General features: G+C 56.4%; 31 protein-coding genes. 19 read left to right on the top strand and 12 right to left on the bottom strand.

Annotated elements, in window-relative coordinates:
- Position 1 precedes the first annotated feature (1 nt).
- The 3 genes from HEQ34_RS09275 to HEQ34_RS09265 are packed head-to-tail and all read left to right on the top strand — an operon-like array spanning position 2 to position 2,808.
- Positions 2-1,630, top strand: a complete 1,629-nt coding sequence (locus HEQ34_RS09275) for a nitrite/sulfite reductase (RefSeq protein WP_296199914.1) — start codon at positions 2-4, stop codon at positions 1,628-1,630.
- The gene (locus tag HEQ34_RS09270; RefSeq protein ID WP_296199913.1) at positions 1,623-2,045 is read left to right on the top strand and encodes a DUF934 domain-containing protein; all 423 of its coding nucleotides are present in this window, start codon (positions 1,623-1,625) and stop codon (positions 2,043-2,045) included. Before HEQ34_RS09275 ends, HEQ34_RS09270 begins: the two co-directional genes overlap by 8 nt.
- On the top strand, positions 2,038-2,808 hold the full coding sequence (locus HEQ34_RS09265; protein ID WP_296199936.1) for a phosphoadenylyl-sulfate reductase: 771 nt from the start codon (positions 2,038-2,040) through the stop codon (positions 2,806-2,808). Before HEQ34_RS09270 ends, HEQ34_RS09265 begins: the two co-directional genes overlap by 8 nt.
- Positions 2,809-2,903: 95 nt before the next feature.
- Here the strand turns inward: HEQ34_RS09265 and HEQ34_RS09260 are convergent, their stop codons facing one another.
- Positions 2,904-3,305 (bottom strand): thioesterase family protein, encoded by a 402-nt coding sequence (locus HEQ34_RS09260; protein ID WP_296199912.1) that lies wholly within the window; start codon positions 3,303-3,305, stop codon positions 2,904-2,906.
- Between the two features lie 168 nt (positions 3,306-3,473).
- Between HEQ34_RS09260 and HEQ34_RS09255 the strand changes: the two genes are divergently transcribed.
- The 7 genes from HEQ34_RS09255 (at position 3,474) to HEQ34_RS09225 (ending at position 7,815) form a co-directional block, all read left to right on the top strand.
- The gene (locus HEQ34_RS09255) at positions 3,474-3,815 is read left to right on the top strand and encodes a hypothetical protein (protein ID WP_296199911.1); all 342 of its coding nucleotides are present in this window, start codon (positions 3,474-3,476) and stop codon (positions 3,813-3,815) included.
- A gap of 115 nt (positions 3,816-3,930) precedes the next feature.
- Entirely contained in the window at positions 3,931-4,065 is a 135-nt protein-coding gene (gene rpmH, locus HEQ34_RS09250) for a 50S ribosomal protein L34 (protein ID WP_125230634.1), read from the top strand.
- A gap of 23 nt (positions 4,066-4,088) precedes the next feature.
- Positions 4,089-4,424 (top strand): ribonuclease P protein component, encoded by a 336-nt coding sequence (rnpA, locus tag HEQ34_RS09245; protein ID WP_296199910.1) that lies wholly within the window; start codon positions 4,089-4,091, stop codon positions 4,422-4,424.
- Positions 4,425-4,446: 22 nt separating this feature from the next.
- Positions 4,447-4,659 carry a membrane protein insertion efficiency factor YidD gene (gene yidD, locus HEQ34_RS09240; protein WP_296199909.1) on the top strand — a complete coding sequence of 71 codons (213 nt, stop codon included), beginning with the start codon at positions 4,447-4,449 and terminating at the stop codon, positions 4,657-4,659.
- A 34-nt stretch (positions 4,660-4,693) separates the two neighbouring features.
- Positions 4,694-6,463, top strand: a complete 1,770-nt coding sequence (yidC, locus tag HEQ34_RS09235; RefSeq protein WP_296199908.1) for a membrane protein insertase YidC — start codon at positions 4,694-4,696, stop codon at positions 6,461-6,463.
- Positions 6,460-7,080, top strand: coding sequence for a ribosome biogenesis GTP-binding protein YihA/YsxC (gene yihA / locus HEQ34_RS09230; protein WP_296199907.1), 621 nt, complete (start codon positions 6,460-6,462; stop codon positions 7,078-7,080). Before yidC ends, yihA begins: the two co-directional genes overlap by 4 nt.
- Positions 7,081-7,152: 72 nt before the next feature.
- Positions 7,153-7,815 (top strand): glutathione S-transferase family protein, encoded by a 663-nt coding sequence (locus HEQ34_RS09225; RefSeq protein ID WP_296199935.1) that lies wholly within the window; start codon positions 7,153-7,155, stop codon positions 7,813-7,815.
- A gap of 7 nt (positions 7,816-7,822) precedes the next feature.
- Here the strand turns inward: HEQ34_RS09225 and aroC are convergent, their stop codons facing one another.
- The 6 genes from aroC to HEQ34_RS09195 are packed head-to-tail and all read right to left on the bottom strand — an operon-like array spanning position 7,823 to position 12,453.
- The gene (aroC, locus tag HEQ34_RS09220; RefSeq protein ID WP_296199906.1) at positions 7,823-8,899 is read right to left on the bottom strand and encodes a chorismate synthase; all 1,077 of its coding nucleotides are present in this window, start codon (positions 8,897-8,899) and stop codon (positions 7,823-7,825) included.
- Positions 8,889-9,224 carry a hypothetical protein gene (locus HEQ34_RS09215; protein WP_296199905.1) on the bottom strand — a complete coding sequence of 112 codons (336 nt, stop codon included), beginning with the start codon at positions 9,222-9,224 and terminating at the stop codon, positions 8,889-8,891. Before HEQ34_RS09215 ends, aroC begins: the two co-directional genes overlap by 11 nt.
- Positions 9,224-10,051 carry an enoyl-ACP reductase FabI gene (fabI, locus tag HEQ34_RS09210; RefSeq protein WP_296199904.1) on the bottom strand — a complete coding sequence of 276 codons (828 nt, stop codon included), beginning with the start codon at positions 10,049-10,051 and terminating at the stop codon, positions 9,224-9,226. The genes HEQ34_RS09215 and fabI overlap by 1 nt, the downstream gene beginning before the upstream one ends.
- Positions 10,052-10,058: 7 nt before the next feature.
- The gene (locus HEQ34_RS09205; protein ID WP_296199903.1) at positions 10,059-11,021 is read right to left on the bottom strand and encodes a YihY/virulence factor BrkB family protein; all 963 of its coding nucleotides are present in this window, start codon (positions 11,019-11,021) and stop codon (positions 10,059-10,061) included.
- On the bottom strand, positions 11,014-11,940 hold the full coding sequence (locus HEQ34_RS09200) for a DnaJ C-terminal domain-containing protein (RefSeq protein ID WP_296199902.1): 927 nt from the start codon (positions 11,938-11,940) through the stop codon (positions 11,014-11,016). Before HEQ34_RS09200 ends, HEQ34_RS09205 begins: the two co-directional genes overlap by 8 nt.
- A 57-nt stretch (positions 11,941-11,997) precedes the next feature.
- Entirely contained in the window at positions 11,998-12,453 is a 456-nt protein-coding gene (locus tag HEQ34_RS09195) for an ABA4-like family protein (RefSeq protein WP_296199901.1), read from the bottom strand.
- A 63-nt stretch (positions 12,454-12,516) separates the two neighbouring features.
- Between HEQ34_RS09195 and pdxH the strand changes: the two genes are divergently transcribed.
- From pdxH to HEQ34_RS09175, 4 genes are read left to right on the top strand one after another with little or no spacing between them, the layout of a single operon-like run.
- Complete coding sequence (pdxH, locus tag HEQ34_RS09190) at positions 12,517-13,113, top strand: pyridoxamine 5'-phosphate oxidase (RefSeq protein WP_296199900.1); 597 nt, start codon at positions 12,517-12,519, stop codon at positions 13,111-13,113.
- A 10-nt stretch (positions 13,114-13,123) separates the two neighbouring features.
- Positions 13,124-14,077, top strand: a complete 954-nt coding sequence (locus HEQ34_RS09185; RefSeq protein WP_296199934.1) for a cation diffusion facilitator family transporter — start codon at positions 13,124-13,126, stop codon at positions 14,075-14,077.
- On the top strand, positions 14,070-14,867 hold the full coding sequence (locus HEQ34_RS09180; protein WP_296199933.1) for a PhzF family phenazine biosynthesis protein: 798 nt from the start codon (positions 14,070-14,072) through the stop codon (positions 14,865-14,867). The genes HEQ34_RS09185 and HEQ34_RS09180 overlap by 8 nt, the downstream gene beginning before the upstream one ends.
- A 35-nt stretch (positions 14,868-14,902) precedes the next feature.
- Positions 14,903-15,181 (top strand): hypothetical protein, encoded by a 279-nt coding sequence (locus HEQ34_RS09175; protein ID WP_296199899.1) that lies wholly within the window; start codon positions 14,903-14,905, stop codon positions 15,179-15,181.
- Positions 15,182-15,242: 61 nt separating this feature from the next.
- Here the strand turns inward: HEQ34_RS09175 and HEQ34_RS09170 are convergent, their stop codons facing one another.
- Complete coding sequence (locus HEQ34_RS09170) at positions 15,243-15,692, bottom strand: peptidylprolyl isomerase (RefSeq protein WP_296199898.1); 450 nt, start codon at positions 15,690-15,692, stop codon at positions 15,243-15,245.
- 207 nt (positions 15,693-15,899) lie between these two features.
- On the opposite strand from HEQ34_RS09170, the gene mgtE reads away from it, so the two are divergent.
- Together mgtE and HEQ34_RS09160 are read left to right on the top strand one after the other, a co-directional pair.
- Positions 15,900-17,258, top strand: a complete 1,359-nt coding sequence (gene mgtE, locus HEQ34_RS09165) for a magnesium transporter (protein ID WP_296199932.1) — start codon at positions 15,900-15,902, stop codon at positions 17,256-17,258.
- A 24-nt stretch (positions 17,259-17,282) separates the two neighbouring features.
- Entirely contained in the window at positions 17,283-17,687 is a 405-nt protein-coding gene (locus HEQ34_RS09160; RefSeq protein WP_296199897.1) for a DUF1489 domain-containing protein, read from the top strand.
- Here the strand turns inward: HEQ34_RS09160 and HEQ34_RS09155 are convergent.
- From HEQ34_RS09155 to HEQ34_RS09140, 4 genes are read right to left on the bottom strand one after another with little or no spacing between them, the layout of a single operon-like run.
- Entirely contained in the window at positions 17,684-18,355 is a 672-nt protein-coding gene (locus tag HEQ34_RS09155; RefSeq protein ID WP_296199896.1) for a DsbA family oxidoreductase, read from the bottom strand. The genes HEQ34_RS09160 and HEQ34_RS09155 overlap by 4 nt on opposite strands.
- Positions 18,355-19,224, bottom strand: a complete 870-nt coding sequence (nudC, locus tag HEQ34_RS09150) for an NAD(+) diphosphatase (RefSeq protein ID WP_296199895.1) — start codon at positions 19,222-19,224, stop codon at positions 18,355-18,357. Before nudC ends, HEQ34_RS09155 begins: the two co-directional genes overlap by 1 nt.
- 16 nt (positions 19,225-19,240) lie before the next feature.
- Positions 19,241-20,542 (bottom strand): serine hydrolase, encoded by a 1,302-nt coding sequence (locus tag HEQ34_RS09145; protein ID WP_296199894.1) that lies wholly within the window; start codon positions 20,540-20,542, stop codon positions 19,241-19,243.
- Positions 20,539-21,615, bottom strand: coding sequence for an A/G-specific adenine glycosylase (locus tag HEQ34_RS09140; protein ID WP_296199893.1), 1,077 nt, complete (start codon positions 21,613-21,615; stop codon positions 20,539-20,541). The genes HEQ34_RS09145 and HEQ34_RS09140 overlap by 4 nt, the downstream gene beginning before the upstream one ends.
- 22 nt (positions 21,616-21,637) lie before the next feature.
- Here HEQ34_RS09140 and HEQ34_RS09135 point away from each other — a divergent pair, with 22 nt between their 5' ends.
- From HEQ34_RS09135 to HEQ34_RS09125, 3 genes are read left to right on the top strand one after another with little or no spacing between them, the layout of a single operon-like run.
- Positions 21,638-22,177 carry a DciA family protein gene (locus HEQ34_RS09135; RefSeq protein ID WP_296199931.1) on the top strand — a complete coding sequence of 180 codons (540 nt, stop codon included), beginning with the start codon at positions 21,638-21,640 and terminating at the stop codon, positions 22,175-22,177.
- A gap of 44 nt (positions 22,178-22,221) precedes the next feature.
- Positions 22,222-22,908 (top strand): thioredoxin domain-containing protein, encoded by a 687-nt coding sequence (locus HEQ34_RS09130; protein ID WP_296199892.1) that lies wholly within the window; start codon positions 22,222-22,224, stop codon positions 22,906-22,908.
- Between the two features lie 40 nt (positions 22,909-22,948).
- Positions 22,949-23,686 (top strand): thioredoxin domain-containing protein, encoded by a 738-nt coding sequence (locus HEQ34_RS09125; RefSeq protein ID WP_296199891.1) that lies wholly within the window; start codon positions 22,949-22,951, stop codon positions 23,684-23,686.
- Positions 23,687-23,704 lie beyond the last annotated feature (18 nt).

Below are 23,704 nucleotides of genomic sequence, written 5' to 3'. Positions count from 1 at the left end.
CATGTATACATATGACACTTATGACCAAGCGATGGTGGACGCGCGCGTTGCCGAATTTCGTGACCAAATAACCCGCCGCATTGCCGGAGAAATGACGGAAGACCAGTTTAAACCCCTGCGGTTGATGAACGGCCTCTATCTGCAATTGCATGCCTATATGCTGCGCGTTGCCATTCCTTATGGCACGCTCGATTCACGGCAGATGCGGATGCTGGCGCATATCGCGCGCACATATGACCGCGATTATGGCCATTTCACCACGCGCCAGAATATTCAGTATAACTGGATCAAACTGGAAGACTGTGCCGATATCCTAGAAGAGCTGGCCACCGTCGAAATGCATGCCATTCAAACAAGTGGCAATTGCATCCGCAACATTTCGTCGGACCAATATGCGGGCGCTGCGGCGGACGAAGTCACAGACCCGCGTCCTTGGGCCGAATTGCTGCGCCAATGGTCAACCTTCCATCCGGAATTCAGCTACCTACCCCGCAAGTTCAAAATCGCCGTGATTGCGTCACCTGAGGACCGCGCAGCCATGCGTTTACACGACATCGGGCTTGAGCTGATCCGCCAAGATGGCGCATTGGGCGCGCGGGTATTTGTCGGCGGCGGCATGGGCCGGACGCCGATGATCGCGCCTGAGATCAATCCCTTTGTGAAAGCGGATGATCTGTTGAGCTATCTTGAGGCCTGTCTGCGCGTCTACAACCGCTACGGACGGCGCGACAATATCTACAAAGCGCGGATCAAGATCCTGATCCATGAAATCGGCGCGGACGCATATCGCCGTCAGGTCGCAACGGAATTTGCGCATGTCAAAACATTGGGCATCGACCCGCCTTTGGCTGAGTTGGAACGCATAGCTGCCTTTTTTGCGCCGCCGGCTTATGATGCCGCAAACGTAGAACCCGACCGCACTGATCCCGATTTTGCCGTCTGGCTCGATCAGAATGTAAAGCCGCACAAGCAAGCTGGCTATGCCATCGTCAACATCAGCTTGAAGCCTATTGGTGGCATTCCGGGCGACGCGACGTCGGCTCAAATTGATGTCATGGCTGACTTGGCCGAAAAATACAGCTTTGACGAATTGCGCGTCACGCATGCGCAGAACATCGTCCTGCCTTATGTGGCAAAGCGCGACCTCTATGCCGTGTGGCACGCGTTGCGCGATGCCGCGTTGGCCGACGCCAATCTTGACCTGATCAGCGATATCATCGCCTGCCCCGGCCTTGATTATTGCAGCCTTGCCAACGCGCGTTCCATCCCCGTCGCGCAGAAAATTGCGACACGTTTTGCCGACATGGACCGGCAGCGCGATTTGGGCGAGCTGAAGCTTAAAATTTCGGGCTGCATCAATGCCTGCGGACATCATCATGCAGGGCATATCGGCATATTGGGCGTCGATAAGAAAGGCGTGGAAAATTACCAGCTTACTTTTGGCGGCTCTGGCGCGGAAGACGTCAGCATCGGGAAGATCATTGGACCCGGCTTTGACGAAGATGGCGTTGTCGATGCAGTAGAAAAGGCGACGGAAGTCTACAAGGCACTGCGGGAGGGTGATGAACGTTTCCTCGACACCTATCGCCGTGTCGGCCTCGAACCCTTTAAGGAGGCAATTTATGGTTGAGTTTCGTTATCGCACCGATGAGGTCACGGAACAGCCGTCGGTAACGCTGGATGCGTTTCTGGACCAATCCAACGCGACCGCCGTCCGGTTGGAACCCGATGATGATGCCCGCGCTTTAATTCCTTTCCTTGACCGGCTGACGCTGATCGAAGTTGCTTTCCCCAAATATCGCGATGGCAGGGGCTATAGCGCCGCGCGCATATTGCGCGAGGCCGGGTATCAGGGCGAATTGCGCGCCCAAGGTGACGTGTTGGTTGATCAGATTGCGTTCATGCGCCGCTGCGGCTTTGACAGTTTCGCCCCTGAATCCTCCTTAAACCCCGATGCCGTCGCGCGCGCGCTGGCGCATTATGACCATGCGTATCAAGGGGCTGCTGATGCCGTGGTGCCTATTTGGAAGCTACGCCATGGGTAATGAGGTCCGCATCGCCGATCGTATCAACACTGCCCCGCGTTATACAGACGGCGACGCGGTGCGCCTGAATAACATGTTCCGGGGCTGTGATACGATTGAGATGCTGACGATCTTGTTGCGCGAGAACATGTTGGGCGATGCGGCTGTGGTCTCCAGCTTTGGCGCGGAGAGCGCGGTTTTGCTGCACCTCATTGCAAGCATTGACCCGACTATACCCGTCTTGTTCTTGGACACGGGCAAGCATTTTCCCGAGACGATTAATTATCGGGAGGAACTTCGTTCCAAGCTTGGCTTGTTGGATCTACGTATCCTGACCCCTGACCCTATTTTGCTCCAGCAAAAGGACGAAACTGGCCTGCGTTGGTCATATGACCCCGATGGTTGCTGCGAAATCCGCAAAGTGCTGCCATTGAATGCTGTTTTGACCGGCTTTGATGCACAGTTTACCGGGCGCAAAGCGTTTCAATCATCAACCCGCCGTGCGCTGCCCCGGTTCGAAATCGAAAATGGCCGTTTGAAAGTCAATCCGCTCACCGATTGGGACCAAGCCAAAATCGACGCTTATATGGTCGAGCATGCCTTGCCCGCACATCCCTTGGTAAAGCTTGGCTATCCATCAATCGGCTGCTCCCCCTGCACCACCAAAGTTGCACCAGGCGAAGACCCACGCTCGGGCCGTTGGAAGGGCTGGGACAAGGTTGAATGTGGGTTACACAACGCCGTGACGCCGATAGGCGACGGTGCGGACGATCCTATTTTCTGAGGACTTTCAGTATTTGAAGTAGGTCATCCTGAACTTACAGAGTCCCGTCATCCTGAACTTGTTTCAGGATGAAACGCCGCACCGCCAATCCAAAATCAATCCCGACTGAAAAAATACGCCTGAACATCGGTCGCAATGCGCGCAGGCCGCAGCGTTTTTGCATCAACACAGCACCAGCTCGACTTTACCTCGGCAAGAACTTCTTCGCCACGCTTGATCACCGTATCGTAAAATGACCGCGCCCCTTGCACCTTTTCCAGCACAACCGATGCAATCACCTCATCATTCAGAAATGCCGGCTTGCGATATGTGATTTCATGTTTGAGCGCGACCCAAAGATATTTCGCTGCCGTCTCCGGCGGGGCAAGCTTGTTCCAATGCGCCAGAACCGCATCTTGAACCCAGTTCAGATAGCGCGCATTGTTCACATGCCCCATGAAATCGATGTCAGCAGGCAGCACGCCTATGCGGTGAAGGTGGGAGAGGGCTTTTGTCATCAGGCTTTCATCATAAACAATAAGAAACGGTCATACAGCCTTATTACGGCAAAAACATGAATACATGCTGGCAATTACGGACAATGCTAAAGATTTTTTATTTCTGCGGAAACGGCTTGGAGCTGACATGAACTTGCAACACCGGTTCCTTTATCCCACATGACGCATATGCACCGCTCGAAACGAAAAAACTGGAGCGATACGCCAGCCTATCGCTGGTCGATGGTCATTTTGGGTTGGGCGCTGATCGTTGCGGTGCCTCTTGTGAGCTGGCTTCCAGGTCCAGGCGGACTATTGCTGTTTATCATCGGGCTCGGCGTCATCCTTAAACATTCGCGTTGGGCAAAGAAGCGATATTCGCGGCTTTCAAAGCAACATCCCGAATATGCCCGCTGGGCAAATTGGGCATTGCGGCGCAACAAGGTCAAAGGCCGTCCGCCCTTTCCCGACGTCAAAGGCGATTTCCTGCACCTGTTCCGTCGCGACGACATAGACATGAAAATGCCCTGACCCGTGTTGACTTTTAACCATCCTGACCGTATCGGCCACAGCAACAGAGAAGGTCGTTGCGCAGATTCGGCGACCATTTTCATAACAAGACGCAAAAAATTTAAGGATTACAGTCATGAAGCGCACTTTTCAGCCGAGCAATCTCGTGCGTGCCCGTCGCCACGGTTTTCGTCTCCGTATGTCAACTGCTGCTGGCCGCAACATACTGAACGCACGTCGCGCACGCGGCCGCAAGAAGCTGTCGGCTTAATAAGCGAGCAGGCGAACCGCGACATGCGCGGTTATAGCGTCATCAAAAAAAGGCCGGATTTCTTGGCCGCTAACCGGGGGAAGCGATATGCAACTCCCGGTTTTGTTTTGCTTGTGAAAGACAGGCAGGATGAAAGCACCGAGATTCGGTTGGGCATTACCATTACCAAGAAAGTCGGCAACGCCGTCGTCCGCAACCGCATGCGCCGCCGCTTTCGCGCGCTCGCGCAGGAAATGCTCGGACAAAATGGCAAGGCGGGCGCAGATCACATCCTGATTGGCCGCGACAGCGGGATCGAGCGGGACTTTGGCGCATTGCGCAGCGACATGGTCAAGGCGCTGGGGAAGTTATGCGGCTGATGATGGAAACATTATCCTCCCCATGATCGCAAAGCTCTTCATCCTTGTCGCACGGGCCTGGCAGATGGGGCCATCGCGTGTTTTGCCGCCGACGTGCCGATATAGCCCAAGCTGTTCGGCATATGCGATTACGGCGCTACAAAAATATGGCGCAATTAAGGGTGGCTGGCTGGCCATCAAACGGCTATTGCGCTGCCAACCTTGGGGTGGGCACGGATATGATCCTGTGCCATGACGCTCAACTTACGGATTAACGGGGAATTTTAGACGTGGACGATAAACGCAACCTGATATTTGCAGTATTGCTGACTGGTCTCATCCTGTTCGGTTGGCCCTATGTCGCCAGCTATTTCTTCCCCACACCAGCGCCTGTGACCAGCACAGCCGCATCGACGGCCAATCCCGCAGGTGCGGCAACGTCTGACGTGTCTGTCGAAGCCGCACCCGCCAAGGCGCAGGCCGTTCCATTGGGCAATGCGCTGCAATCTTCGGCCCGCATCATGGTCGAAACGCCAAAGCTGAAAGGCTCGATCAATCTTGAGGGCGCGAAAATCGACGACCTCGTGTTGCTGACCCACCGTACCGAGCTTGCCAAGGATTCGCCCCCCGTTCGCCTTTTTGCGCCATCTGGAACCAAAAACGCCTATTTCGCCCGCTTTGGCTGGGCCGGAACAGGCATCATAGCGCCAGACGACAAAACCGTGTGGACGCCAAGCGGCAATAAGCTAACGCCGTCAACGCCTGTGACCTTAAGCTGGACCAACGCGCAAAGTCAGACGTTTGAAATCGCTCTGTCGATTGACGAAAATTTCATGATTACGGCAAAGCAGCGCTTCACCAATAATGCCACGACCCCTGCCGAAATCGCCAACTTCGCGTTGCTCAGCCGCACGGGTAAGCCCGCCGACGCGACCTCAGGTGGATCGATATTCACGCACATCCACATCGGCCCCATGGGCGTTTTCGATGACAAGCCCAATTATGACTGGGGCTATGTCGATGTCGAAGAAAATAAGGGTGAAGCATCGTTCAGCAGCACGGGCGGCTGGCTTGGTTTCACCGACAAATATTGGCTCGGCGCGCTGATCCCGGATCAAAAAACGCCTGTCTCGGCCAAGTTCCGCGCAAGCGGCGATGTCTATCAGGCGCAGGTTATTCCGACGCGTTATACCAGTGTCGCCGCCGGGGCCGCATATGACAGCAGCTCACGTCTGTTTGCGGGTGCTAAGGAAATGGCGGTCCTCAACGCTTATTCACAGGATTTGGGCATTCCCTATCTGGACTATGCCATTGACTGGGGCTGGTTCTGGTTCATCGCAATTCCGTTCTTCTGGATTCTCCATTGGCTGTTTGGCGTGTTCGGTAACTTTGGCGTTGCGATTATTGGGCTGACCCTCATTGTCCGCGGATTCATGTATCCGGTCGCGCAAAAGCAATTTGCGTCCATGGCGCAGATGCGTGCGGTGCAGCCTAAGCTCAAGGCGCTGCAAGAACGCTGGAAAGACGACAAGCCGCGTCTGCAGCAGGAAATGATGGCTTTGTACAAAGAAGAAAAGGTGAACCCGCTCGCGGGCTGCCTTCCGATTGTGCTGCAAATTCCGATCTTCTTCGCGCTCTACAAAATTTTGCTGCTGTCGATTGAAATGCGTCACCAGCCATTTGTGTTATGGTTGAAGGATTTGTCCGCACCCGACCCGTTGACGCCAATCAACCTCTTTGGGTTGCTGCCGTTCGACCCGCCATCTTTCATCGCGATTGGCATCTTGCCGATCTTGTTGGGTGTGACAATGTGGCTGATGCAACGGCTCAATCCGCAGCCGATGGACGAAGTGCAAAAGCAGGTATTTGCCGTGATGCCATGGTTCCTGATGTTCATCATGGCCCCATTTGCCGCTGGTCTTCAATTATATTGGGTGATGTCAAACCTCGTTTCGATTGCCCAGCAAAAATGGCTATATTCTCGCCACCCGGTCTTGCGCGAACAGATGGCCCGTGATGCCGAAGAAAAGGCGCAGGCGAAAGCGAATGCCAAGGCGTGACCAAACCGACGACCAAAATCTTTTCAGGGCCGATCAGCTTCCTGAAATCGGCGCCAAAGCTTGAATTCCTGCCCGAACCAACGGTGCCGGAAATCGCGTTTGCGGGACGGTCGAATGTCGGCAAGTCGAGCCTGATTAACGCGCTCGTCAACCGCAACAATCTGGCGCGCGCGTCAAATACGCCGGGCCGCACACAGGAATTAAACTTCTTTGATGTGGGCGACCCCGCGACATTTCGCATCGTCGACATGCCGGGCTATGGTTATGCCAAAGCACCGATCAAGACCGTGCAGCAATGGCGGTACCTGATTAACGATTATCTGCGTGGTCGCGTGGTGCTGAAACGTGTCTTCGTCCTGATCGACAGCCGCCATGGGATTAAAGAGGTCGATCATGACATCATGTCGATGCTCGATAGTGCCGCAATCAGCTATCGCATCGTGCTGACCAAGACCGACAAGATCAAGGCAACCGACTTGGCCGCAGTTGAAACCGACACTATGGCAAAACTGCGCAAGCATGTTGCGGCTTATCCTGACCTATCGGTGACCTCCGCCGAAAAGCGCGGCGGGATTGAGGAACTGCGCGCCGCCGTGTTGGAAGCCGTGGCCTCATAAAAAGTGCGTAAATTTTGCTTTTCTGCCCTCTCGACAGAAAAGCAAACAACGGCCATGTAAAGTCGCATGACCCTGAAACTGATTATTGGCAACAAAGCCTATTCAAGCTGGTCGTTGCGCGGCTGGCTCGCGGCGAAACAATCCGGCCTGCATTTTGAAGAGGTCATTGTTCCTTTGTTTGACGCAGACTGGGACGCGCGCAAACGTGCGGAAGACCTCGCGCCTTCCGCTGGTAAGGTGCCTGTCTTGTGGGACGGGGAGGCCGTGATTTGGGACAGCCTTGCGATCATCGATTATCTCGCCGACAAGGTCGGGCGTGACCGTTATTGGCCCAAGGACGCGGTCGCGCGCGGCATGGCGCGTTCCATGGCGGCAGAAATGCATGCGGGCTACACATCCTTACGCCGCGAATGCCCGATGAACACGCGCAAGACCTTCACCGACGTAACATTGTCCGAAGAAACCCGCGCCGATGCTGTCCGCATATTGCAAAACTGGGCAGAGGCGCGGTCACGTTTTGGCAAGGAAGGGCCATATTTGTTCGGGACCTTCAGCGCCGCCGACATCATGCTCGCGCCCGTGGTCACGCGGTTTGTGACGTACGGCTTTACGCTTCCCGGCTTTGCCCAAGCTTATGCTGAGGCCATCATGGCGCATCCGTGGATGGAACAATATTATGCCGCCGCAGCGCAAGAGCCGTGGACGATAGAGCGCATAGAGCGCGCTGTTACTTAAAACGCCTCTAACCGCATTGTGCGCGGTGCAGCAGCTTCTGATCGGCCAGTACCAACGCCATCATCGCCGCCACAACGGGCGTGCCTCGGATGCCCACGCAAGGGTCATGGCGGCCCTTGGTGATAATATCGGTCGCCTCACCTTCGGTAGTGATCGTTTCAACCGGCGTGAGTATCGACGAAGTCGGCTTGAAAGCTACGCGGACCACCACTGGCTGCCCGGTCGAAATGCCTCCAGCAATCCCGCCCGCATTATTGGCGAGAAATTCGGGATGGTTCGACCCTTCCACCGATGGGCGCATCCTATCGGCGTTTTCCTCGCCGCGCAGACGAGCGGCGGCAAATCCAGCGCCGATTTCCACGCCTTTAACGGCATTGATGCTCATCATTGCCGAAGCGAGCTCGCTGTCGAGCTTTGCATATAAGGGCGCGCCCCAGCCGGGCGGGACTCCGGTCGCTACACATTCAATAACGGCTCCCAATGACGAACCCGCCTTGCGCGCCTCGTCGATCATTTTCTCCCAACGGCCAGCCGCTGCCTCGTCGGGACACCAGAATGGATTTTTCCCGATCTGTGCCACTTCGAAATTGTCGCGGTCAATCGCATCGCCACCGATTTCGGCGACATAAGCCATGATTTCAACGTCCGGTATCACTGCCCGTGCCACCGCACCCGCCGCAACCCGCGCCGCAGTTTCACGCGCGCTGGACCGGCCTCCGCCGCGATAATCGCGAAAGCCGTATTTGGCGTCATAGCTGTAATCGGCATGGCCAGGACGATAGGCCTTGGCGACGTCGGAATAATCCTTCGACCGTTGGTCCACATTTTCGATCATCAATGAAATTGGCGTTCCTGTCGTCCGGCCTTCAAATATGCCGGACAATATCCGCACCGCATCGGGTTCCTGCCGCTGCGTCGTGAAGCGCGACGTGCCGGGACGCCTTTGGTCCAAAAATGGCTGAATATCCGCCTCAGACAAAGCAAGGCCGGGAGGACAGCCATCGACCAACGCGCCAAGCGCCGGACCATGCGATTCGCCCCAAGTCGAAAAACGGAACACGCGGCCGAAAGTATTAAAGCTCATTTGCTGTTTCCGTTTTCTGCACATTTCCCGAACGATAGCGCACCTGCTCCTTGCCCAACCAAGTCCGGATTGCACGGAAAATGATGAGTGCGATTGCGATACCCATCACGCGGGCCGCGTTGGGATAACCGTATATCGTGCCAATACGGCCTGCCCATACAAACGCGCCGATGATGCCCAAAAAGCCTGCCATCGAGACAAAGGCGTCCAACAAAGGCGGCAAGCCCTCCCAATACCGACGCGCATGCAAATAGCCGTGGACGCCAACCAGCATGGCACAGCCTGCCAGAAGAAGAACCAGCGCGTCGCTATGCCCCTCAAACATTAGGAGACAGCGATATCAGGAGCATCCTCCTGTTTCATGCCGACGGTGTGGTAGCCTGCGTCAACATGGTGGATTTCGCCCGTCACCCCTGCCGCAAGGTCGGACAGGAAATACAGCGCCGAAGAACCGACATCATCAATCGTGACATTACGGCGCAGCGGCGTATTCAATTCATTCCATTTCAATATGTATCGGAAATCGCCAATGCCCGACGCCGCCAGCGTTTTGATGGGGCCAGCCGAAATGGCGTTGACGCGGATGCCCTGCGGCCCCACGTCATTGGCCAGATATTTGACTGACGTTTCCAGCGCAGCCTTTGCCACGCCCATGACGTTATAATGCGGCATAACCTTTTCCGCGCCATAATAACTCAATGTCAGCAACGATCCGCCGCCTTCGCCGGTTTCGGGATCGAGCGGCTTCATCATCGCAGCAGCGCGCTTTGCGACAGCGGTGAAGCTATAAACGCTGATGTTCATGGTCATCAGGAAGTCTTCCAATCCGACCTCAAAATATTTGCCGCGCAACGCCTCTTTATTGGTGAAGCCAATCGCGTGCACCACGAAATCAATGGTTGGCCATCTGCCCGCCAGCGTTTCAAATGCGCGGTCGAGATTGGCCATGTCCGCAACGTCGCAGTCGATCAGGAAATCACAATCCAGTTGCGCCGCCAATGGCCGGACGCGCTTTTCCATGACTTCACCCTGATAGCTGAAGGCCAGTTCGGCACCTTGCGCATGCAAGCGCTTTGCAATACCCCATGCAAGCGACTTGTCATTGGCAAGTCCCATAATCAGCCCACGTTTGCCTGCCATCAATCCGGTCATAATATCCTCATTCGTCAGCGATATTTACTTTGGCTTGTCTTAGTCCATTTTCATGTGCGTTGGCCAGCGCCGCGTTTAACTGCGCCCCTGTTACCAAGCCAAGGCCGATCAGGTAAAAGAAAATGAGTGCAACCATCACCCCTGCCAGACTGCCATAAGCAAGATCATAATTGCTAACGCGCGACAGGAACATGGGCAGTAACGCGGTTAACCCAAGCCACCAAATGCTTACAAAGGCCGCCCCGGGCCATTTCGGGAAGTCGGGGGAGCGATATTTGGACGGCGTCAGCCCCGCAAAAATGACATAAATCGCTGCAAATAAGACGATAAAGGGAATGATGCGCCCCCAAGCGAAATAGCTCGATACGGCCTGCGCGGTGGGGATGTAGCGATATACGAGGTTCTCAGCCGCAGTGACTATCACCTGCGCAGAAAACGCGCCCATCGCCAGAACGACCGAAGCGATGATCGCACCCAGCGAGCCCAAACGGTAATGCCAGAAAGCACGGCTGGGTGTTGCGCCATAAGCGCGATGCAACACGTCGCGAAAGGTTTCGATAAGACTTGCTGCCGTCCACAGGCTGACCCCCGCGCTGAGCCACAATAAGGGGCCCGAGCGGGCGGTCATGGCCGACTGAATGGGTAATTGAAGGGCGCTGGCGACGCTGGGCGGGACGGTTTTAAAAAATGCTTCGATTAACGCGAGGCCAGACTCGGTTTGGCCAAATGCACCAGCAATCGCTGCCGCCACAACGCAAAAGGCAAATAAGGACAGCAAGGACAGATAGGCAAAATTGCCCGCGTGAATGAAACCGTCGCTATAAACGCCTAAGCCGACGCGCTTTATCACTTCAATGACCTGACCCGGAAGGCCGAGCCGCGCAAACCATTTGGCTTCGCTTTCATCGGGATGTGTTGTCGCCGGAAGATGTGCACGCGCCTCCGGCGACAGAGGCGAAATTTCAGACACGCATATTCTCCCGGACAGGGCTGTCCGAGAGAACGTCACTTATCCGCGCAAGTTCCGCCGGGTCCGTCGGCAGATGGATCATCAACGTCACAAGCTGATCACCCCGCGCGCCGGTCTTGGCGGTAAAGCCGCGTCCCTTGATCCGCAGGACAGCGCCAGAATTGGTGCGTGGTGGGACGGTCAACATCACTGCGCCATCAACCGTCGGCACTTTGACTTTGCCGCCTGCCACCGCCTCTTTCAGTGAAATTGGCAAATCAATGCGGATATTGTCGCCATCCCGCACCAAATGTGGATGCTTGCCAATCTGGAGCGTCACCATCGCGTCGCCATGGCCGCCCGGGCCGGGCTGCCCCTTGCCGGGAATACGGATTTGCTGCCCCGCAACTATGCCAGCGGGCAGTTTGAATTCCACCGTCTTGCCATCGCCCAGCATGATGCGTTGCGGCGCAAGCGTGGCGGCGTCTGTGAACGACACCAAATGCGCATAGGCAATGTTCGCGCCCTTGGGCGGCGGTGCTTGCTGCGGACGTGGGCCAGGTCCGCCGCCGGGGCGTGCACCGACCCCGCCGCCAAACAGACCATCAAATATATCGCCCAAGTCAATGCCGCCACTGCCGAAATCGAAATTGCCGCCCGCTGGGCCACCTTGGCCATGGCCGCCACCGCCGCCAAAAGGATTACCCGTAAAGCGCGGCTGCCCGTTTTCATCAATCTCACCGCGATCATATTGACCGCGTTTTTTGGGGTCGGACAATAGGTCATAGGCTTGCGTCACTTCGCTGAACCGATCCGACGCCTTTGGATTGTCCTTGTTCTTGTCGGGGTGCAATTCCTTCGCCAGCTTGCGATAGGCGACCTTAATCGCCTTGCCGTCCGCCCCCTTGGACACACCTAATATGGAATAAGGATCTGCCATTCTTGTCCCTGTTATAAATATGCTACCCGTCTTACATTGGCATTACAGCAACGGGATTCAACTTGGAAGCACGGCATTTTCGGGTTTTTCGCCCTTTATCTGGCGTAGCAGAAGATAGAGCAGCAAGCCAATCGGCCCTGCCATTAATGTAAAGAACAATATCGGGGCCTGAAGCCAGCGGGATATTTTATGCGCGTCGGCGTTACGCGCGATCCAGATGCCGACGAACAGGTCAAAGGCCAAATAATGTATCCAGCCAATCGTTGCACCGCCAGGCGAGTCAAACAACGCCATCACGCCTGCCAAAGTCGTAAAATCTGCTGGCGGGCGTCCCACGGGTCCACCGTCCGAAATCCAGCCTGCCATCAACGGAATGATGAGGCCCGCATAAAGGCATGCGAGCAAGACCGCCCCTGCAAAAAACACAATCGGGACAATAATCTCGCGTTTCGGCGCAAGCGCCAAAATCACCCAACACAGCAAAGCCCATGCATTGGCGAACCCAAATATCATGTCCCAGTTCATTTTATCGTCTAGCCCCTTTTAACCCGCATCAGTCTAGCCTATCGGTGGATTATGGAAAGACCTGATCCCTTTAGCCTGTTCGACACCTGGTTTGCCGAAGCGCGCACCACCGAAATCAATGACTCCAACGCCATGGCATTGGCGACCACGGGCGCCGATGGGCAGCCTTCGGTGCGGATGGTGCTGTTGAAAGGCCATGGCCGCGATCTGGGCACGCATGGCGGATTTATATTCTACACCAATTTTGAAAGCCGCAAGGCCATGCAATTGTTGGACAATGCGCATGTTGCCTTGCTATTTCACTGGAAATCCTTGCGGCGGCAAATTCGTATTGAGGGTGCGGCCAACCCCGTCGACGACGCGACCGCTGATGCCTATTTTGCGACGCGTTCACGCAATTCGCAGCTTGGCGCATGGGCGTCAGACCAGTCGCGCCCGCTTGCCGACCGCGCCACGTTTGAAGCGCGCTTTGCCGAGGTGGAGGCGCGCTTTGACGGCCAAAACGTCCCGCGCCCGCCACATTGGTCCGGCTGGATGGTGAACCCAAAGCGTATCGAATTTTGGCAAGACCGTGAATTCCGCCTGCACGAGCGTTGGCTGTATGAACGTGAAGGCGACGGCTGGACAAGCGGCATGCTCTACCCATGATGTTTACACGATGAGCCTTGGGCATAATCACCATCAATATGCGCATATTGTTTTAACCAAGCGCGCGGCCATAGCCAGCGTATCGGTAGCGCTGTTTCTGCTGGCGCTAAAGATATTTGCCGCAGCGCAAACCGGCTCAGTCGCCTTATTGGCCTCTTTGGCGGACACCGGCTTTGATGTTTTGGCATCCTTGCTGACATTGTTCAGCGTCCGTTATGCCGCCATGCCCGCCGATGATGACCACCGGTTCGGCCATGGCAAGGCAGAGGCGCTGTCTGCGCTGTTTCAGGTCATATTGATCACCGTATCGGCCATATTTATCGCATGGCGCGCCATTATGCGCTTGGGCGCGCAGGAACAGACCGCGCATCCCGAATATGGCATTGGCGTGTCGGTCATTGCCATCGTCGCAACCTTGGGTTTGCTGGCCTATCAACGGCATGTGGTCCGCAAAACCGGATCGGTCGCGATTCAAGCCGACCATGTGCATTATCAAAGCGACTTGTTGCTCAACATCGCGGTGATCGTTGCAATACTGCTCGACACCATTTTGAATGTGCGGGGGGCCGATCCGGTATTCGGCATTGCGATTGCCGCTTGGTTATCATGGGGTGCATATCGCGCCGCGCAGCTAGCGCTCGACCAGTTGCTGGACCGCGAATGGCCGGAGGAGAAACGCCAGCGTTTCATTGAAGTCGCGCTGCGCCACCCTGAATTGCGCGGCATTCACGATATGCGCACCCGTTCCAGCGGCGCGCATGATTTCTGCCAATTCCATGTATGGGTTGACCCGAATATGACGGTTGCGGCGGCACATGATATCATGGATGAGGTGGAACAAGCGTTGATGGACGCATTTCCGGGCGTCGAAGTCTTGATTCACCCTGACCCCGAAGGCCATAAGGATGAGATGGGCTATATCCCGTCGGAAACCATAGAACGTGGAGAGGAACATGATGACTGAACTGCCTTATTTCCATGTAGACGCCTTTGCTGACCGTCCCTTCACGGGTAATCAGGCCGCCGTTATGCCGCTGACCGAATATTTGGATGACGCAGTGCTTCAGGCAATTGCGGAGGAAAATAATTTTGCGGAAACCGCCTTTTATGTGCCCGACGCAACGGGCGCGGCGGATTATGAACTGCGTTGGTTTACGCCAGCCATTGAAGTTCGCCTCTGCGGCCATGCGACATTGGCAAGCGGGCATATCATCTTGAGCCAAAATCCCGCGCTGGACCGCGTGACATTCCGCACACGCAAAGCAGGAATACTGGAAGTGCGCCGCGAAGGCGATGCTTATGCTGTCGCCCTACCCGCCATTCCGACCGAGCAGGTCTACAATGCGGACATGATGGCGGCGATGGGTGGCAAGCCTTTGTCGATGCGCAGAAACCCAGACCATTACAATATGTTTGTCTATGCCACCGCTGCCGAGATATTGGCGCTTAAGCCCGATTTGAAGGCGCTCGCGACGTTAGGCGATGACAGCTTCACCGCCACCGCACGCGGCGACGACACCGACATAATCAGCCGCGTATTCGTGCCCGGTGCGGGCATTGATGAAGACAGCGTCACCGGCAGCGCCCATGCGGTGATCGCGCCTTATTGGGCAGGCGTGCTTGGCCGCGACAGCTTCACCGCCTATCAGGCATCGGCGCGCGGCGGATATTTGGGCTGCCAATTGGAGGGCGACAGAGTTTGGTTGTCAGGCCATTGTTTTACGGTAGTAAAGGGTATGTTCAGCTTGCGCTGACCATCAACGACATTCCATAGGTTAAAGGATCATACATGCTGAAGTCATTCGCCGTCTTGTCGGCACTCCTGCTTTCACCCGCCGTCATGGCGCAAGATGCCCCCCCGCCCCCGCCAAGCGGCGGCACCCCAGAGCCAGAACAGATTGTCGCATTCATGGATGCCAATAAGGACGGCTTCATCGCAAAGGATGAAGCGCAAGGGCCATTGGTTCAATATTTCGCAGTTATCGATGCGGACAAGGACGACAAGATTTCTTTGGAAGAATTGAAAACCGCTATGGCAGCAATGCGTCCGCCAGAGCCTTCGCAATAACCGAATCATACATGCGTAAGACGCGCGGGAAGCCAACTGGCCTCCCGCGCGTTTTTTCTTATTAAGCGACCTTAGCCTTACGGATTACGCCTGGGTTCGCAGGTGGTTCACCCTTGGGCAAAGCGTCAACATGCTCCATACCGCTGATCACTTGGCCCCAAACGGTGTACTGACGGTCCAAGAAGCTGGCATCGTCAAAGCAGATGAAAAACTGGCTGTTGGCGGTGTTCGGATCATTGGTCCGCGCCATGGAACAAACGCCGCGCACATGTGGTTCGGCGTTAAATTCCTGCTTCAGATTTGGCTTCGACGAACCGCCCATGCCGGTGCCATTGGGGCAACCGCCCTGCGCCATGAAGCCGGGGATAACGCGGTGAAACTTCACGCCATCGTAAAAGCCTTCACCTGCAAGTTCCGTGATGCGGGCGACGTGGTTGGGGGCAAGATCAGGACGCAGCTTGATAACAACGTCGCCGCTGTCGAGCGAAAGGGTAAGTGTTTCATCGGCCATATTGATATTCCTTCAGGCTTTTAAAATGGATGATGGCCGCCCTAGGGGATGCATCGCATAGGTGCAAAGCCAAAATCATTGCATTTTGACGCCGCCTGCGTAGGAGGGGCGAATTCTTACTATAACGTCTCAGATGGAAAAACGGGAGGCACGCAATTGACCAGCGACATCGCCAACCCGACCGTCATTGACCCCGAAATCGTGGAAATGCTGGACGAAGACAATCGCCTGACGCGCGATTATGTCGACCGCGTTCTCGACGCCGTCGAGAACGGCAATCTCGACGAAGTCTACCGGCTGGTCGAACCGCTGCATGAAGCCGACATTGCCGACCTTCTCGAACTGACGCCATCCGAACGGCGCGGCGTACTCGCCATCAGCCTAGGCGACCTCATGAGCGCCGAGGTGTTGGCCGAGGTCAACGATTATGTCCGCGAAGACATCATCGACGCCCTGCCTGCGTCGCAAGTCGCCGGACTTGCCGGACAGTTGGATACCGATGACGCGGTTGCGATTATCGAGGATATGGAGGCGGAGGACCAGCAAGCCGTTTTGGCCGAGCTGGACCCCGAAGACCGCGCCGTCATCGAAGATGCTTTGTCGTATCCCGACGAGTCCGCTGGCCGTATCATGCAGCGCGAACTGGTCGCGGTGCCGGAACATATGACCGTTGGGCAGCTCATCGATTATCTGCGCGATCACCAAGACCTGACCACAGAATTCTGGGAAATCTTCGTCGTCGATCCGCAGCATAGGCCCGTTGGCACATGCAAATTGAGCTGGATCATGCGCAGCCAGCGCAAGGTGCCGGTCAGCGAAATCATGATGCATGAACAAACGCTCATCCCGGTCGATATGGATCAGGAAGAGGTCGCGTTACGCTTTCAGAAATATGCGCTCATTTCCGCCGCTGTTGTCGATGGTTCTGGCCGGTTGGTGGGCGTCATCACCGCCGATGACATTGTCCATATTGTTCAGGAAGAAGCCGACGAAGATATTCTGCGGCTGTCGGGTGCAGGCGAAGGCGACATTAACGAGCCTATTTCGGACAGCTACAAGGCACGCGTGCGCTGGCTGATTGCCAATTTGGGCACGGCTATGGTCGCAAGTTTCATCATTGCGCAATTTGGCGCGGCGATTGAAACGATGGTTGCGCTCGCGGTGCTGATGCCCATCGTCGCGTCGATAGGCGGCAATGCAGGGACGCAGACTTTGGCCGTGACGGTGCGCGCGCTGGCCACCAATCAGTTGACCCAATCGAACACCATGCGCTCGATTTGGCGCGAGATCCGGGTCGCCTTGCTCATTGGCGCAACGATCGCGGTGATTGCGGGTCTCGGCGCGGGCGTGATTTTTGGCAACTGGCTGCTCGCTAGTGTCATTGCGGTCGCGATATTGTGCAACATTTCATTGGCGGGATTGTCCGGCGTCGCCATTCCGGTGGTGCTGGACCGGCTGGATCAGGACCCCGCAGTTTCAAGCTCGATCTTTGTGACGATGATTACCGATTCGATGGGCTTTCTCATCTTTCTTGGCCTCGCGGTTTTCAGCGGCCTTGCCGGTTAGCCGCGCAGTTCGCACATAATCCTTATGCCATTGAACATGACCAAAATCGCCTTTGGCGCGCAAAGTCCGCAGCATCTGCGGGAACGCCTTGCCGCTTATGCCCAAGACGGCGAAGTCCGCTTAACCACGCGTTACTTGCCCAAGCGCGTCGCAGAAATGGCGGGCGGTTCGCTCTATTGGATTCACACGCATACGATTATCGGCAGAAGCCCGATTATCGGCTTTATGGAAAATGGCGCTGGCCGGCATTGGATCCGCATTGTACCCCAACTCATCACCGTCCGCTCCACACCCAAGCGCGCGCATCAGGGCTGGCGCTATCTCGAAGAAGCCAACGCCCCGCCTGATCTGGATTCGGTAGAAACCGACGGCCGCGACGAAATGTCACCGAAGATGCTGAATGAACTGATGAAAATGGGGTTGGTTTAGGCGGCTTCGCGCTTCGTCAACAATTTCTTAATCACATCGGCGAAGGTCTCGGCGCTTTGGGCGCCGGGGACCATATATTTTTGGTCGAAGATGATTGCAGGAACGCCGGTGATATTTTGGTCGGTCCAATGCGCCATTTCTGCCCGCACGCTGGTGGTGAGCGCGGCATCGTTGATCCATGCCAAGGCGACGGCGCGGTCCATGCCTTGCGCCTCGGCAATGTCGCACAAGACGTCGGTGTCGCTGACATCGCGGCGGTCCTGAAAATAGGCAGTGAACAAAGCCATTTTCAACGCGGTCTGCGCGCGCCAGCCGCGTTCGCTGCCAAATATGGTCAGCAATTTATGCGCGTTGAACGTGTTATAAATGCGCATGCCATCGCCATAATTAAACGCAAAGCCAACATTATTGCCAATGTCCGACAGCCTATTCCGGTTGGAGCGGCTTTGTTCGGGCGTGCTGCCATATTTGCGCGCGATATGCTCTGCGGTATCCTCGCCTTCGGGCGGCATGTTCGGGTTGAGTTCGAACGGATGCCAGTAAGTTTCGGCGGCAATGTCTTGGCCAACCAACGCGAGCGCCTGCTCCACTTGCTTCAGGCCAATGATGCACCATGGGCATACCACGTCGGAGACGATGTCGATGCGCAACGGCACGGCCTCAGCCATTATCGCGATACCCAATGGCGCAACAGGCTATGGGCGATGGCAAAGGGTGGCGGCGCGTTGAAGCGGCGGTCGGTATCACCCTTTAGAGCAGCGATGGCCTCATCCTTCGTCACCCACATCGCATCTTCAATCTCGGTCGTATCGAGCGTGAGTGCATCGCCCAACGCATCGGCGGTGCACGCAATCATCAATTGCGATCCGCCAAAGGGCCAGGGCTGGCTGGTGACATAACGCACCGCGCCGCAGGTGACGCCGGCCTCTTCATGGATTTCGCGGCGGACGGCCTCTTCAATGCATTCGCCGGGTTCCAAAAAGCCCGCTAGCGCCGAATAATTGCCCGGCGGGAAGCGCGATTGCCGTCCGACCAGTGCCTTGCCTTCAAATTCGGCGAGCATGATGACCACAGGGTCAGTGCGCGGAAAATGTTCCTTTTGGCAATTACCGCATTTGCGGCCCCAGCCTGCGCGGAACAGCGCCGTCGCCGCGCCGCAGCGTCCGCAGAAACGATGGCCATTATGCCATTCGATCAGGCTGCGCGCCGTGCCATAAATCGCGGCGTCCTCGGCGGGTAACATCGACAAGGCGCGCCAGATAGCAGGCGAACGAAACGCATCGCCCGTAGCATCAACCAACGCCACAAAATGCGGCTTCCCATCGGAAAGGCCAAGCAGGATCAGCTCTTCCGAACCGTCTAGTTCGGCCAAGGAATGCCAGTGCAATCCGCCTGCGTCGCTGACCCGCGGGTCAAGCCCGTCAAGCCCCAACACCCGCGCGCGCCAGTCCCCCAGCAACAGGCCATAAGCCTCTGCATCATTGCGCACGCGGTCCGCGCGGTCGAGCGGGGAGCCCGTAAAACCCGGAGCCATCATCGGATCAGGCACCGGATCAGGCTGGCAAACTCAGGTCCTTCAGGACCCATTTGGCGAAGTCTTGATGGAACGGATAGGCGCTGCTTGGCATATATTGTGCCATGCAGACGGCGCGCAATTTGCGTCTTGGATCGACAAAAGCCACCGTTCCAGCCGCGCCGCCCCAGCCGAACACGCCTGCATTCACGCCCTTGCCAACCCGGCCACCCGCGCCAAAGCCAGCGCCGTCGGCATAGGTGCCGTCGGTTGAAACAGCCGATGGCAGTAGATCGGACATGGCTAGCTTGGCAGTCGCCGTTGACATCACGCGGACGCCATCCAATTCACCATAATTAGCGAGCATGTTGAGGAAACGGTCATAATCGCGCGCGGACGTCACCATGCCAGCGCCACCAAAGGCAAAGGCTGGCTTGTCGAGGTAAATGCTCGTCGATGCGGGGTCGATGGGGAACAACACGCCATTAACAGGCGCGTAATTGGACACGAAGCGCTTGGTTTCCGACTTGGGCACTTGGAAATAGCTGCTGGTCATTTTCAGCGGTTCAAAAATGCGCGTTTTCAAAAACGCCTCAAAATCCATGCCACTCGCGACTTCTATCACGCGGCCAAGCAAATCGAGCGAGATCGAATAGCTCCATTTCGTGCCCGGCTCGGCAATCAAAGGCTGCTTTGCCAGACGTTCGGCAAATGTCTTGAGATCAGGGGTCGGCGCGCTTTTTGACTGGCCCGGAATGGGAAAGCGGCTGATGATGCCCGGCGTGATACCATTGTCCAGATAGGCCTGAAGCAATGGTCCCTTGCTGACAATCGAGTAGCCCAAGCCAGCGGTATGGGTCAGCAAATGGCGCACGGTAATCTGCGTCTTGGCTGGCACCGCATCCAGGCTTTTGTCCGGGTCGGTCAGCACGGTCATATTGGCAAATTCTGGCAGGAAATCGGCAATCGGCTGATCCAGCTTCATCTTGCCTTCGCCGACAAGGATCATCGCGGCAATGCCAGTGACAGGCTTTGTCATCGAATAAATACGCCACAGCGTGTCGATATTCACCGGCGTCGTTTCACCCAGCCCTTGCGTGCCAATGGCGACGACATCAGGCATCCCGGCTGCACGACCAATGGTGGCAAGCACACCGGGCAGCTTGCCCGAAGAGACATAGTTTTCAAACTGCGTCCGGATGGTCGGATATAAATCTGCCGCCTGTGCCCAGCCCCGCGCAGGCGCAAATGCGCTTATCGCACCCGCCGCTGCCAATTGGCCGCCCCACGACAAAAACCCGCGTCGGCCAATCATGGCCTGACCACTATCCTGCATATTCATACTCTCTCCCCTGCGTTCAAAACCGCCTCTATTGCTTTTCTGAATAGGGTTGGCAGACCGGCCTTGTCGAGCGATTTTAATGGCCACCATATGCCGTCGCCGGGGTCGTCAGCGCCCGCGGGCCATGCCGTAACGGCAATGTCGAGAAGAAGCGAAAAATGGGTAAAAACATGCGACACCTGCACGGGCAATTTGTGCCAATTGGCACGCACAGGGGGCGTCGCATGGCCATCCAATCGTGCGGTCCATTGATCATCGGGTAAGGCGCGCATCCCTGCCAAAAGGCCCTTGTCCGCACGGCGCACCAACCAGAGTTGTCCGTCCCGCTCGATCCAATATGCATTCCCCGTCCGTTGCGGCTTGGCGGCCTTGGGCGTTTTGGCAGGGTAAGCTTCCGGATTGCCCGAACGCATGGCATCGCAGGCAAAGGCAAGGGGGCAAGCTGGACAAGACGGCGCGCGCACCGAACATATGCCCGCCCCCAAATCCATCATAGCCTGCGCAAAGTCTCCAGATTGGGTGTCGGGCGTGATGCTGTCCATCGCCGCACGAATCAGGGGCTTTGACTGCGGTAGGGGCGCAGAGATCGCAAATAGCCGCGATACCACGCGCTCGACATTGGCATCCACCACCACCGCCCGTTGCCCGAACGCAATCGCGGCGATCGCGGCGGCGGTATAGGGACCAATGCCGGGCAGTTTCAGCAACGCCGCCTCGGTCTGCGGCAAACGACCTTCATATTCCGCCACAACCACCCGCGCGCATTTCAACACATTGCGCGCGCGGGCATAATAGCCAAGGCCAGCCCATGCCGCCATAACATCGGCATCATCCGCCGCCGCCAAAGCCGCAAAATCCGGCCATGTTTGCGTGAATTTTTGGAAATAGGCACCCACCGCTGCGACCGTTGTCTGCTGCAACATGATTTCCGACAGCCACACATGATAAGGGTTGGCAAAGCCCCGACCCGGCGGCGAGCGCCAAGGCAGGGTCCGTGCATGCGCGTTGTAATGCGTGTGCAAGGCCTGCGCGATATCCCCAGATTTATGGATGGCGTGTTGGACGGCTGGCATGAAAAATGGCATGAATGACGGGATGGATAAAGGCAAGTCACCACCACCGCCAAAAGGCACCAAAAAGGCGCTGACGCCCAAAACATTTCAGCGCCCGCGCGGTGGCGAGGCGAAGTCTGTTTCGTCGCTGATGCCCGATATCGGCCGTGCCGCGTTTCGGAAATTCGGCTTCGTGCAAAGCTCCGTCGTAAGCCGTTGGGACGAAATCGTCGGCGCGCGCTATGCCGCTGTGTCCGCGCCGGAGGCTATCCGCTTTCCCATTGGCAAGAAATCCGACGGCACACTTGAACTCACGGTGGAGGGCGCGCATGCCACTATGATCCAGCATGTGCTTCCCGAAATCATCGAACGCGTGAACCGCTTTTTTGGTTATGGGGCCGTGGCGCGGGTCAAAGTCCGCCAGGGGCCCGTCGCCAAGCCAAATGTCCGCCAACCCACCGCCGCGCCCATGCTGAAACCTGTGCCGATGGAATTGGGCGAATCCTTGCGTGAAATTGGCGATCCAGAGCTTTTTGCCGTCCTCGAAAGCCTCGCAAAAAGCCTTGCCAAAGGCGGCGCGTAATCCTAAAATTTCAACGTAAAACCAGAAGTATAAGGACCATCTTTATGTCGTATATGAAAAAAAAATATCTGGGCGCAGTTTTGGTGGGCGTAATGGCGCTCTCGACCGCGCTCGTTGCCGCGCCTGCACCAAGCAAATGGCTTTCGACCGTGACGGTCACGGACAAAGGCGCACATATCCTCGGCAACCCCGCTGCGCCAAACAAAGTGGTCGAGTATATGAGCTACACATGCGGCAAATGTGCGGATTTTGAAATAAAGGAAGTGCCTGCGTTCAAAACGCAATTTGTGGCATCCGGAAAGGCCAGTCTCGAAATTCGCAACATGGTGCTCAATCCCTTCGATCTGACGGCTGCCATGTTGGCGCGTTGCGGCGGTAAGGGAAAATTCTTCGGTAATCATAGGCATCTGCTCGCGACTCAAGCCATCTGGTCTGGCAATACCAAGAACATTAGCGCCGCCACACGCGAAAAATTGAAATCCGAAGATTATACCGGGTTCATGGTCGGCACCTTTGACGAAATCGGCCTTGGCCCCATCATGCAAAAACGCGGAATCACGCCAAAGCAGGCAAAAACCTGCTTGGCCGACAAGACAGCACTTAAAATCATTACTGGCATGACGGACGCAGGATCCGGGCTTGGTGTCCGCGGCACACCAGCATTTTTGGTCAATGGCGTTTTGCAGGACCGCATTCGTAACGTTGCTGAATTGAAGGCAGTCATGAAGTAAACCGAGATCCCAGACAGAAGGCCAGACAGAAGGATAGCATATGCGTATCAAGACATTCATTTTGACAACTGCCGCCGCCATGGCGCTCGCCGCTTGCGGCGGAGCAGATACGGCTGGCGCACCAAAAGGCGAACCGCTGGCCAAGGTTGCCGCCCCTGCGGATAAGGCGTGGGTCGATGTTGTCACCAAAACCGAATTTGGCGGCTATCAAATGGGTAACCCCAACGCGAAATTGAAGCTGGTCGAATATGGCGCGATTACGTGCCCCGGATGTGCGCAATTTTCGGTGCAGTCGACCGAGGAATTGCACAAGCTGGTTAATGACGGCACTGTGTCGATGGAATTCCGGCCATTCTTGGTCCATGGTATTCAAGACATCCCAGGCTTCCTCTTGGCCCAATGCAGCGGCCCGGAGGCATTCTTCCCGCTGACCGACCAGCTCTATGCCGAACAGGCGTCATGGCTCAGTAAAATCAGCAGCGTGACCGAGGCGGACCAGCAAGCGATGCAGAAAATGTCGCCCGAACAAATCTCAACTTTGCTTGGCACGAAAATGGGCTTGATCGAATTTGTGAAATCACGCGGCATTAGCGAAGACCAAGCCAAAGCGTGTTTGACTGACAAGGCCGGGATTGACGCGCTGATCAAAACAACCGAGCGCGGCACGAAGGAAGACGAGGTCGCTGGCACGCCATTCTTCCTGCTGAACGGCGCGAAGTTGGATGCCAGTTCGTGGGTGCAGGTGAAAAACAAGCTGGTCGAGGCCGGCGCACGCTGAATATGGCTCGGGGGGACC

The organism is Sphingorhabdus sp. (genome assembly GCF_023910635.1).
Classification (GTDB): domain Bacteria; phylum Pseudomonadota; class Alphaproteobacteria; order Sphingomonadales; family Sphingomonadaceae; genus Sphingorhabdus_B.
The sequence above is the reverse complement of the archived record's forward strand: the minus strand, read 5'-3'. Positions and strand labels throughout refer to the sequence as shown.